At 33.9% G+C, this 10766-nt stretch carries 14 protein-coding genes; 5 read left to right on the forward strand and 9 right to left on the reverse strand.

The window, feature by feature from the left end; genetic code table 11:
• Nucleotides 1-34 precede the first annotated feature (34 nt).
• From ctaF to cyoE, 5 genes are read right to left on the reverse strand one after another with little or no spacing between them, the layout of a single operon-like run.
• Nucleotides 35-358, reverse strand: a complete 324-nt coding sequence (ctaF, locus tag DFR57_RS09015; RefSeq protein WP_114352819.1) for a cytochrome c oxidase subunit IVB — start codon at nt 356-358, stop codon at nt 35-37.
• A 3-nt stretch (nt 359-361) separates the two neighbouring features.
• Nucleotides 362-982: a cytochrome (ubi)quinol oxidase subunit III gene (locus DFR57_RS09020; protein WP_114352820.1), complete on the reverse strand. Its 621-nt coding sequence runs from the start codon at nt 980-982 to the stop codon at nt 362-364.
• Nucleotides 982-2838: a cytochrome c oxidase subunit I gene (gene ctaD, locus DFR57_RS09025; protein WP_114352821.1), complete on the reverse strand. Its 1857-nt coding sequence runs from the start codon at nt 2836-2838 to the stop codon at nt 982-984. The genes DFR57_RS09020 and ctaD overlap by 1 nt, the downstream gene beginning before the upstream one ends.
• A 44-nt stretch (nt 2839-2882) precedes the next feature.
• Nucleotides 2883-3941 (reverse strand): cytochrome c oxidase subunit II, encoded by a 1059-nt coding sequence (gene coxB / locus DFR57_RS09030; protein WP_114352822.1) that lies wholly within the window; start codon nt 3939-3941, stop codon nt 2883-2885.
• A gap of 56 nt (nt 3942-3997) precedes the next feature.
• Nucleotides 3998-4939, reverse strand: coding sequence for a heme o synthase (cyoE, locus tag DFR57_RS09035; RefSeq protein WP_114352823.1), 942 nt, complete (start codon nt 4937-4939; stop codon nt 3998-4000).
• Nucleotides 4940-5338: 399 nt separating this feature from the next.
• Here cyoE and DFR57_RS09040 point away from each other — a divergent pair, with 399 nt between their 5' ends.
• The gene (locus DFR57_RS09040; protein WP_114352824.1) at nt 5339-6241 is read left to right on the forward strand and encodes a COX15/CtaA family protein; all 903 of its coding nucleotides are present in this window, start codon (nt 5339-5341) and stop codon (nt 6239-6241) included.
• A 31-nt stretch (nt 6242-6272) separates the two neighbouring features.
• On the opposite strand, the gene ftsW is transcribed toward DFR57_RS09040, so the two are convergent.
• Nucleotides 6273-7481 carry a putative lipid II flippase FtsW gene (gene ftsW / locus DFR57_RS09045; RefSeq protein ID WP_114352825.1) on the reverse strand — a complete coding sequence of 403 codons (1209 nt, stop codon included), beginning with the start codon at nt 7479-7481 and terminating at the stop codon, nt 6273-6275.
• A gap of 170 nt (nt 7482-7651) precedes the next feature.
• On the reverse strand, nt 7652-7933 hold the full coding sequence (locus DFR57_RS09050) for an Fpa/YlaN family protein (RefSeq protein WP_114352826.1): 282 nt from the start codon (nt 7931-7933) through the stop codon (nt 7652-7654).
• 155 nt (nt 7934-8088) lie between these two features.
• Here DFR57_RS09050 and DFR57_RS09055 point away from each other — a divergent pair, with 155 nt between their 5' ends.
• Nucleotides 8089-8568: a hypothetical protein gene (locus DFR57_RS09055; RefSeq protein ID WP_114352836.1), complete on the forward strand. Its 480-nt coding sequence runs from the start codon at nt 8089-8091 to the stop codon at nt 8566-8568.
• A 67-nt stretch (nt 8569-8635) separates the two neighbouring features.
• Nucleotides 8636-9217: a YhcN/YlaJ family sporulation lipoprotein gene (locus DFR57_RS09060; RefSeq protein WP_114352827.1), complete on the forward strand. Its 582-nt coding sequence runs from the start codon at nt 8636-8638 to the stop codon at nt 9215-9217.
• A gap of 58 nt (nt 9218-9275) precedes the next feature.
• Here the strand turns inward: DFR57_RS09060 and DFR57_RS09065 are convergent, their stop codons facing one another.
• Entirely contained in the window at nt 9276-9530 is a 255-nt protein-coding gene (locus DFR57_RS09065) for a hypothetical protein (RefSeq protein WP_245937426.1), read from the reverse strand.
• A gap of 139 nt (nt 9531-9669) precedes the next feature.
• Between DFR57_RS09065 and DFR57_RS09070 the strand changes: the two genes are divergently transcribed.
• A complete protein-coding gene (locus DFR57_RS09070; RefSeq protein ID WP_114352828.1) occupies nt 9670-9873 on the forward strand; it encodes a YlaI family protein in 204 nt (67 codons plus the stop codon).
• A gap of 57 nt (nt 9874-9930) precedes the next feature.
• On the opposite strand, the gene DFR57_RS09075 is transcribed toward DFR57_RS09070, so the two are convergent.
• Nucleotides 9931-10299 (reverse strand): YlaH-like family protein, encoded by a 369-nt coding sequence (locus tag DFR57_RS09075; RefSeq protein WP_114352838.1) that lies wholly within the window; start codon nt 10297-10299, stop codon nt 9931-9933.
• A 148-nt stretch (nt 10300-10447) separates the two neighbouring features.
• Between DFR57_RS09075 and DFR57_RS09080 the strand changes: the two genes are divergently transcribed.
• Nucleotides 10448-10627, forward strand: a complete 180-nt coding sequence (locus DFR57_RS09080) for a DUF5325 family protein (protein ID WP_114352829.1) — start codon at nt 10448-10450, stop codon at nt 10625-10627.
• The last annotated feature ends 139 nt before the right edge of the window (nt 10628-10766 follow it).

The raw sequence follows: 10766 nt of genomic DNA on the forward strand, positions 1-10766 counted from the left end.
AAAAGTCTGGAATACAAAATTCCAGACTTTTTACTTACCACCAAATTAATACTAACATTGTGAGAACTGTCAAAAATGCAATAAACACTCCGCCATATAGCATTAAAGCAGGCATTTCATGGCCTTTATGGCTCATATGCATGAAATAGTAAAGTTGAAAGCCAACTTGTACAGCTGCTAATACTAAAATGATTGGAATAATGAAAAGCTTATCCAGGCCAGAAACTACCATACCAAACGCAATGATTGTAAAAACAATCATCAATGCGAAGGTAATGACCTGGCGCTTCATTTCTTCTTTTTTCTTATACTTATGGTAATCTAACTCTTCATGAACTTCTGTTCCTTTATCAGCCATGTTTTAAAGCACCCCCATTAGATAAACCACTGTGAAGATAAATACCCACACAACGTCAATAAAGTGCCAATATAAGCTTGCTACGTAAAACTTAGGTGCATTATATAGGTTTAGTCCTCGCTTCGCATTACGAAACATTAACGCCAATATCCACATCAAACCAAATACAACGTGACCACCATGAAATCCTACTAATGTATAAAAAGCAGAACCAAATGCAGATGAACGAAAAGTAAACTCATATTCATGAATATAGTGATAAAATTCATAAAGCTCACAAGCTAAGAACGCAAAACCTAATGCAACTGTAATTCCTAGCCATAATTGCATTTTCTTAAAATCATTATTCTTCATATGATACATCGCATACACACTTGTAAGCGAGCTTGTTAATAAAAACATTGTCATGATAAAAACTAATTCCAAACCAAACAATTCATTAGAAGCCATGCCACCATTGGTTGAATTTCTTAATGCTAAATATGTTCCAAAAAGACTAGCAAATAACACAGTTTCTCCACCAAGGAAAAACCAGAAACCTAAGAATTTATTTTTACCTTCTAAGGTGGCTCTTTCTGGATCATGAGGCATCACTTTTGGATTCAATACATCGTGTTCACTCATTATTTCCTAGCCTCCTTCTCCAAGTCTTCTTTATGAATATGATAGCCAAGATCATCTTTTAGGGATCGAATCAACATAGATCCTAATAAAATACCCATTCCAATAAATACTAGTGATAACCAAGCTAGATCATATTTTTGATAAATGAAACCAAAACCTGCAATAAATAATCCAAGCGACATAACAAATGGAAGGATTGATCCGTTCGGCATATGAATGTCTGATAATGGTTCAGCAGGAGTCATTCCTTTTCTTCCTTCAGACTTTTCGATCCATAATGGATCTAATCCACGAACAAGTGGCGTCTGAGTGAAGTTATAGTGTGGTGGTGGTGATGGTATTGACCACTCAAGTGTACGACCATCCCATGGATCTGCACCAGCTTTTTCACCTTTGATACTAGTAATAACAACATTATATAGAAATACGATCGCACCAATAGCCATAAAGAAAGCACCAATGGTACTAATCAAGTTACCAAAATCCAAGCCTTGATCCTCTAAATAAACCCAGTATCTTCTTGGCATACCCATTAGTCCTAAGAAATGTTGGATAAAGAATGTTAGGTGGAAACCGACAAAAAACGTCCAGAATGTAATCTTTCCTAAAGTTTCATCTAAAATTCTACCAAACATTTTTGGCCACCAGTAATGTAACCCTGAGAATATTCCAAATACAACTCCACCTACAATTACATAGTGAAAGTGTGCAACTACAAAATAACTATCATGGTATTGATAATCAGCTGAGGCTGCTGCTAGCATAACCCCGGTCATACCACCAAGTGTGAAAGATGGAATAAAACCTAATGCCCAAAGCATGGCAGAATTAATTTTAATGTTTCCACCCCACAGCGTAAATAGCCAGTTAAAGATTTTAATACCTGTAGGTACAGCAATAGCCATCGTTGCTACTGCGAATATTGAGTTTGCAGCTGGACCTAATCCTACTGTGAACATGTGGTGAGCCCACACCATAAATCCTAAAAATCCAATTAAGACAGTTGCAAAAACCATCGCTGTATAACCGAATAATCTCTTCTTAGAGAAAGTAGAGAATACATCACTAAACACCCCGAATGCAGGCAATATTAGGATATATACTTCTGGGTGTCCGAAAATCCAGAAAAGGTGCTCCCAAATTACGGAGTTTCCTCCCATACTTGCATCGAAAAATCCTGAACCAAACAAACGATCAAACATCATCAAGAATAGACCGACTGTAAGTGCTGGAAAAGCGAACAAAATTAATGTACTCGTTATAAATGCTGTCCATGTAAATAATGGCATACGCATATAAGTCATACCAGGTGCACGCATATTAACGATGGTTACTAAAAAGTTAATACCACCTATTAACGTACCAGCACCAGATATTTGTAAACCTAATACATAAAAGTCTACACCCTCACCTGGAGAAATTGTTGATAGCGGTGCATAAGCGGTCCAACCAGCATCTGGTGCTCCACCTAAGAACCAACTACAGTTTAAGAGAATACCCCCAAACAAAAACAACCAAAAACCCAATGAGTTTAAAAATGGAAATGCAACATCCCTTGCTCCAATTTGCAATGGAACTACTGCATTCATTAATGCAAAAATCAACGGCATTGCTGCAAGGAATATCATGGTTGTACCATGCATTGTTATCAGTTCATTATAAAATCCGGCACTAACAAAATCATTTTCAGGTTTTATTAATTGCCATCTTATTGCCATTGCTTCTAAACCGCCAAGTAAAAAGAAAAATCCACCAGCGACCAAATACATAATACCTATTTTTTTGTGGTCTACTGTTGTTAAATAATCCCACATAGCAGCGCCAAAGCTTCTGTTTTGCGCAATCGAATTACTCACGCTTATTAACCTCCCTTAACATCATCCATCCCAATTTATAAATATTATTCCGCACTCTTCGTAGTAATTTCTGAAGGTTTTAACTGCATGAGGTAGTCAGCAATTTTATCTGCTTCTTCCTCACCAATCGAACCATCATTTAAGTATGGAGCATTTGACATCTTATTACCCGGTTTTTTAGATTCAGGATCTAAGATCCATTCTACTAATTCTTCTTTTTCATAAGGTAACACACCAGCAATTTTAGATCTTTCTCCAAAATTAGTTAAGTTAGGGCCAACTGCTACTGGTGAAGAACCGATAGCATGACAGCTTAAACAACTATTAGCAAATAGTTCTTGCCCTTCTTGCGCAGTAGTTGATTCTGGTGTAGCTTCAGGATCTACATTTTGCATGTCAGTAACCCATTGGTCATATTCTTCCTGACTTACTGCTACAATTTTAAAATCCATTAATGAGTGTGATTCACCACATAATTCAGCACATTTTCCATAGTAAACGCCCTCTTCATATGCCTCAATATACATCACATTGTCATTCTCAGGATTCACATCCATTTTCCCAGATATTGATGGTACCCAAAAAGAGTGAATTACGTCTCCTGAACGCATTGTAAGATAAATTTTTTCACCAACAGGGATATACATATCCTGACTTGTTTGAATCTCTTCCCCTTGGTATTCAAAATGCCACCAGTATTGGTTCCCTGTTACATTAACATTGATTGCATCTTCTTTGCCTTCCGTTGATGCTAAATCATATGTTGTTGTGAGTGTTGGAACAGCAATAATAATTAATAATAAAATTGGTATTACAGTCCAAACAACCTCTAAAGCTTTATTTCCCTCTGTTTGTTTCGGAATCATATTCTCTTGCCCTTTTTTCTGACGATAACGAATTAAAACATATGTATATATCGTCATAACAACAATAAATACAAGTGTCATAACAGCTATGGAAATTAAAATCACTTTAAATGATTCCTCTGCTCCATAACCTTTTGGAACTAGGGCAGTTAAATTTTCTCTTCCACACCCTGAAAGAATAATTGCCATAAACCCAAATAATGACAGAGTACGGATTTTTCCCATCCAACCTTTCATGCAAATACCTCTCTTTCTACTTTTGCTTTTTTATAATTCAGCATAGAATTTTTATGCTAATTTAAAACAATAACTTCCGGAATAGTTACGATGATCATCGTAAGGAAGATTGTTGTTAAATAAATTAATGAATAGAAGAACATGTTAGAAGCCCATTTCATATCATCTTTAATGAAAAAACCTCTGATAGCGAGGATTAACCAACCGATATTTAATAATGTAGCGATCGTTAAAAAAATATATCCTAAATTAATCAAATATAGTGGTAGCGGCAATAAACATGTTACATAGATAGCCATTTGTCGTTTTGTCATGGCAAAACCATGGACGACAGGGAGCATTGGAATGCCTGCAGCTTTATACTCATCTCGTTTTTTCATTGCTAACGCTAGAAAGTGTGGTGTTTGCCAAATAAACATAATGAGAAACAATATAAAAGCAGCTGGATGTAAATTAGGGTCTACTGCTGACCACCCAATAATGGGAGGAATAGCTCCAGATAAGCTCCCAATTGCGGTATTTATCGTATATCGACGCTTAGACCACATCGTATATAACACCACATAAGCAAACCAACCAATTGCTCCATAAATCGCAGTTTGGATCGAAGCAAGTGAAAGGATTAATACTCCTATCACAGAAAAAGCAATACCTATAGTTAAAATATGTGACAACTGAATTGACCCAGTAACCGTAGGTCGCTGCTTGGTTCTGCTCATAACAGGATCAATATCTCGATCATAATAATTGTTTAATACGCAACCTCCTGCTATAACAAAGGCAGTACCTATTAAAGTTACAAGTAAGATGTGCCATAAATTTGAAAAAGAGGCATCAGTATAATATAAAGCTAACCAAAATCCAGCAAACGCAGTCATTGTGTTAGAATTGATAATTCCAATTTTGAATAATGATTTCAAATCAGATATTATGGCAGTGGCACCACTGACTTCAGCGCTGCTTATTACTTTTTGAGGTGGTGATTCTAACTTTTCCATACTTGCACCTTAACCCCCTTTCCCAAATTTCAATACCAAAAAGTTTGTAAAGTGTACATACTTTGATACAGTCAAAAATATTGTATCATGTATTTCCTTTTCAATCTATTTTCCGATACAATAGATTTTAATTTGTGACATTTTTGTGAATTTTTTTAAAAAATGCCAACAAAATTCTAAGATGCAGTATGATTAATCATATTACGATCAATTTTATATATCGTATTTTCTAAATCTCCTTCTCTATTTCTAGCAAACACGAACATCTATTGCAAGCTTTTTTAGAGAAGAAATGAAATTATGAAGAAAACGTGTTAGTATATGGAAGCAATCGTAAGATAAATAATGGCAAAGTTATTTGTCCTATGTGATATTTTCTAATCAGTATGAGGTGCAACTATTGTGAAATTACTTAAAATACTCTCTATCCTCTCTACTTTAATTATGGTATTTGTCTTAATTGGAGGGGCACTAGTTACAAAAACGGACTCAGGCATGGGTTGTGGTGCTAATTGGCCCCACTGCGAAGGTGAAATTTCTTTTGAGTTATTTGTAGAATTAAGCCATCGAGTTGTATCTGCACTTGCTGGATTTGTTGTTCTATTATTATCTATTCTAGCTTGGAGGAAAATAGGTCACATTCGAGAAACAAAGTTTTTAGCTTTTATTTCCATTTTCTTTTTGGTCGTTCAAGGACTAATTGGTGCAGCTGCAGTTTTGTGGTCACAATCTGACTTTGTAATGGCGCTACATTTTGGTATTTCTTTAATATCGTTCGCCGCAGTTCTATTACTAACACTATTAATCTTTGAAATTGATAAGAAGTTTGATGCAACATCATTGGTGATCGGTAAGAAAATGCGAATTCAATTTATTTCATTAACGATATATGTATTGTGTGTTGTATATTCCGGTGCTTTAGTCCGTCATATAAACTCCAGCCTAGCTTGTGATAGTTGGCCGTTTTGTGATAACAACTCCCCTCTTTCTTTCGAGTATAATTTTGGGCAGTGGGTTCAAATGGGACATAGAGCATTAGCTGGAATAGCATTTATTTGGACCATTTTATTATTATTCCAAATTAAAAAACACTACAGTCATAATAAAGTAATGTATCAAGGGTGGAAAATTACAACCTTTTTAATCTTATTACAGGTTATCTTTGGTGCTTTTATAATTTTCACATTGGGGAACCTTTTCGTAGCACTAATGCACGCATTAGTTATTGCGTTATATTTTGGTCTATTATGTTACTATCTGCTACTCTCCTATCGAAGCTATCGTTTTGAAAAAGATAATTAACCAAGAAAAAAAGAAGCACAGAGGAAACCAATTAGCCTCTCGTGCTTCTTTTTTGTCTATTAAAATTTCTGACTGGATGATTATTTACATTTCGTTCTTCCTCTTTTACATCCACTTCATAAGACTCGTCATAGATCATTTCGTGCTTCACATGTCTTGCAATATTATTTAAAATCCCAGTTCCAATAAGCATAACCATTAAGGAGGAACCTCCATAACTTATAAATGGTAAGGGAACACCCGTAATGGGCAGTAGTCCACTTATCGCACCTAAGTTAATCATCGCTTGGATACCAATCATAGAAGATATTCCAATTGCTAAGAGCGAACCAAAATTATTTTTACACTTTCTCGAAATATAGAGACCTCTTAATACAATAAGAGCAATTGCTCCAATCACGAGTAAAACTCCGATGAAACCAAGCTCTTCTGCAATAACTGCCATGATAAAATCACTTTCTGGTTGTGTGAGATAGCCAAGCTTTTGAATACCTTGACCTATACCTTCACCTGTTATCCCACCAGTACCCATCGCAATATAGGATTGAATTAATTGATAACCCCCATCATCTGGATCGCTAAAGGGCTCATAAGCACCGGTGAATCTAGAAATTCGCTCATCTGTGATCATTTGCATGCCACCAACAACTAAGACAATAACACCGATAATAATCAGTACGGATAAGTGCTTCCATTTGATACCTGAACTTAATATAACACTACTAGCAATTAAAAAGATAATAGCAGCAGTACCGATATCTGGTTGGCGAATAATCAGCGCTAATAATAAACCAGTGATAATTAATGGAGGCAATACACCTTTTAAAAAATCATCGATATACCCCTGTTTTTTAGAGTATATTGCAGCCAAATAAATAATTAAACCGAGCTTCACAAATTCGGATGGCTGGACTGAAAATGGTCCAATCAAAATCCAAGAAGTAGAATTATTTAATGTACTACCGAAAAATAAGACAGAAAATAATAAAATGATTAAAATTACTATAATAAATTTTATTATTTTTTGATAAAAATGGTAATTAAATAAACTAGTAAAAACAAATGCCACTAAACCTATTCCAAACCATAATAATTGCCTACTCATTAAATGATAAGCTGGGTTTCCGGCTATCACACTAGAAACCATACTCGCACTGTATATCATAGCAATGCCAAATAATGATAGAATTAATGGTGTAAAAAGTAATGTAAAATCAAACGTTTTCCATGTTTGCTTCATATTCGATACCTCGAGATAGTTATATTTAAAAAGATACTATTTTATATTAGCATGAAACTTTCAAAAAATGCGTATATGTAAAGAAAATCCAACTTTATTCTCATTTCTTTTCAAAAAATAAAAAACCTCGCCATGAGGCAAAGGCTTTTTTCGACTATAAAAAGTATTACTTAAACTTGTATCGAAGCTTCATGTAATACATTTAATTGTCTTTCTAGATTTTCTAGAATTTTTTTTCCGTCTTCTTCTTGTACTAAATTCAGACGAACTGCAAAATCTATTTCTCTTGAAAGACCAAACATTTGTGTATCTAAGACTTCCTCATATAATGGACATTGTGGCATGGTTAAATTTTCCATTTGAACTTTAATTAACTGCAAAATTTTATCAGCATCAGCCTTTAGAAGGGCGTAGGCTTTTTCCTCTTTACTAACAGCCACTTCAGGTATCAAAACAATCCCCTCCGTTTAAAACTAACTTCTTCACTTAATATTATCTCTAAAATTTTAAAATTGCAAGATATCTATTAAAATTCTTAATTAAATTATATGAATTCAGCCTCTTATTCTGCTATGATAAAGAAGGAAAAATTATGGAGGTGTGGATTATGATTATACAAATTAAAGGAAATGTGAATTTTCCCATTACATTAGATCCTAGTGTTTGGATATTTGATGATAGAAAAATTAAGTGGGATGATTTTTTTAATAAAGATATTACTTTAGAGAATGAAGAAACTGTTCCTACAGACGTATTTGATCAGGTAGATTATCAAGAGCGAGTAAAACCACCTGTAAAAAACAAAATAACTGCATCAAACCGTAAAGAATGGCTCTCTAATACATATGTTATGCCGTTAATTGATTTTTTAAACCATGCTGAAATAAAAAAAGAAGCAACAAATGCGGTTCTTCAAACTGATGACGATTCTCATACCGTCGATATAGAACAATTAAAAGACGGTTTACTACTATTTGCAATTGATGGTCGTCAAATTAAGGAACAAGGACCAGCATACTTTCTATTTGCTGATGGTTCAAACAAAGAAAACCCAATAAAAGGGATTAAGCAAATAAAGATTATATAATTTTAAAATCTTCTTTTTGAATATTATTTTACATTTGTAAAATGATATCAATAAAGGAGGTTTTTTTATGACTAAATGGTTCGTATTATTAGCTTCTGCCCTGCTAATTGTTGGGTGTAATCAGAATCAAGCCGAGCCCGAAGATATTTCTAAAAACACGCGACAAATTAATGTTGAAAATTCTGACCCTAATGAGGAAATTTCTTTTAGCAACCAAGAAAAAGCTAAATATTTAGCTAAGTTTGCAAGTCAGGTTCCAGGTGTTAATGACGCAACAGCAATTGTTGTCGGTAAAAGAGTATTAATAGGAATTGACGTGGATAAGGATTTAGATAGAGCACGTGTAGGCACAATAAAATATGCTGTTACAGAAGCGGTTGAACATGATCTCCACGGTAGTGAAGCAATGGTATTTGCAGACGGTGACATATTTACAAGATTACAAAATATAACTAAAAGCATTCAAACTGGTGAGCCAAGAGAAGGAATTAGAGAAGAGCTTGCAGAAATTGTTGGAAGATATATTCCTGAAACACCGATTAAAGAAAAAGAAAATAATGAAAATCAGAACAAAAATCAACTTAATAAAGATGAAAAAGAAAAGTTAGATGAAATTGAGGAAGAACAATCTAATGAAGTACTAGATTAAATAAAAAAACCTTCGATATGCTTAAAATGACTAAACATTTCGAAGGTTTCTTTTTAATCTACTGTCGTACTTTATTGTAATAATTCACTCCAAATTGAGAGCCCTCTGCAACCATGTCAGCATTGTCAAGATTATCCTTTTCTGGATGTCCTGCCTCTTCAATTGGTAGATCATTTTTTCCCATATTTTTAATTTGATTTACAGTTGATTTAACCTTTTGATTTACTTGCTCTTTCTTTTTATCATCCATTAAATAATACGTAACTGCTGCGATTCCGCTAGCTCCTATTGCACACATAACTCTTTTTTTCACGATAACCACTACTCCTTTATAAAGTCATCTATCTGGAAATAGTTTACCCTTGATTACTATTTTAAAACATTTAAAATCAATGTTAAAGTTTAAAATATGTTACACTATGAGATAATAAAGTTTTAATTGAGGTGATTGTATGCGCGTAAAATGTGTAATATGTGATGTAATAGATAATATTGATAGCAATAGTCCAGAAGCTAAAAAGCTTAGAAATAGAAGAATCCATACGTATTTATGTAAAGAATGTAATGATCGAATAACAGAAAAGACACAGGCAAGAATTGCAACAGGAAATTTTCATCTATACAGAAAACAAAACGATGAAGACTCGTATATTTAGAATAGACCCTACCACTTTGTAAAGTGGTAGGGTCTATTCTTCTCTACATAAAAAAATCTACTCTGTACGTTTTTTTCGTTCTTGATGTAACCTTAACCGGTACAAACCTAAAATGGCAGCAATTACCGCTAAACTTTCTGCAACTGGTAAATTCAGACCAAATATTAAAGTGATAAAAAACATGCCCACCATTAATATTATATAGACCACCGCAGACTTTAATGGTGGTAATTTTTTAGCAAATCCAAATTTATAAGCCAATATAGTTAAAATGACAATCGTTATGTACAAATATAGAAAACCTTCTATTAACATGGCCATTTCGTTTTCGTTAGTTATATTTACTTCATTCCCTAAACCTTGCATAAAAAAATCTGCAATTGGCCATAAATCATTTGGCACTTCCAATACATCTTGTCTTACCACTGTTTTCCCTCCAACTTCTCTGAATCCTTCCATAACATCTATCATACTAAATTCACACAAGATATACTACTATTCCTGCTCAAAAAGTTACTAGCTTTTTTCTTTACATATAACGGTATATACTAGATACTATAATCGAGGTGAACTTATGAAATCTATTCAAATATCAAAATTATTATTAGCCATTCTTGTTATTTTTACTTTTTCTCTCGTTGGTGTTTTAATCGCTTTCAGAGCCTTTATTCTTTCTATTATTACACTATTTGTAGGCTTTATCATTATGGGATTTGGGCTTGTTTTGAAAAGAAGATCGATGCAAAATTCATAACTAAAACTCCTAATGGATTGAAAGATATACACGTCCTTTAGGAGTGATATGCTCCCCTTAAGGTAGACAGATTAAAAAATAAAAATCTGACTACAAAGGGGAGTATTTTTTGTGTCCAAAAGATCTTTTTCTGCAGACT

The sequence above is a fragment of the Saliterribacillus persicus genome (assembly GCF_003337485.1).
GTDB lineage: Bacteria > Bacillota > Bacilli > Bacillales > Amphibacillaceae > Saliterribacillus > Saliterribacillus persicus.

Excerpts from the sequence above, each read along its gene's own strand:
- ctaF (WP_114352819.1), bottom strand. The coding sequence starts at position 358 with ATGGCTGATAAAGGAACAGAAGTTCATGAAGAGTTAGATTACCATAAG.
- DFR57_RS09020 (WP_114352820.1), bottom strand. The coding sequence starts at position 982 with ATGAGTGAACACGATGTATTGAATCCAAAAGTGATGCCTCATGATCCA.
- coxB (WP_114352822.1), bottom strand. The coding sequence starts at position 3,941 with ATGAAAGGTTGGATGGGAAAAATCCGTACTCTGTCATTATTTGGGTTT.
- cyoE (WP_114352823.1), bottom strand. The coding sequence starts at position 4,939 with ATGGAAAAGTTAGAATCACCACCTCAAAAAGTAATAAGCAGCGCTGAA.
- ftsW (WP_114352825.1), bottom strand. The coding sequence starts at position 7,481 with ATGAAGCAAACATGGAAAACGTTTGATTTTACATTACTTTTTACACCA.
- DFR57_RS09055 (WP_114352836.1), top strand. The coding sequence starts at position 8,089 with ATGATTATACAAATTAAAGGAAATGTGAATTTTCCCATTACATTAGAT.
- DFR57_RS09060 (WP_114352827.1), top strand. The coding sequence starts at position 8,636 with ATGACTAAATGGTTCGTATTATTAGCTTCTGCCCTGCTAATTGTTGGG.
- DFR57_RS09070 (WP_114352828.1), top strand. The coding sequence starts at position 9,670 with ATGCGCGTAAAATGTGTAATATGTGATGTAATAGATAATATTGATAGC.
- DFR57_RS09080 (WP_114352829.1), top strand. The coding sequence starts at position 10,448 with ATGAAATCTATTCAAATATCAAAATTATTATTAGCCATTCTTGTTATT.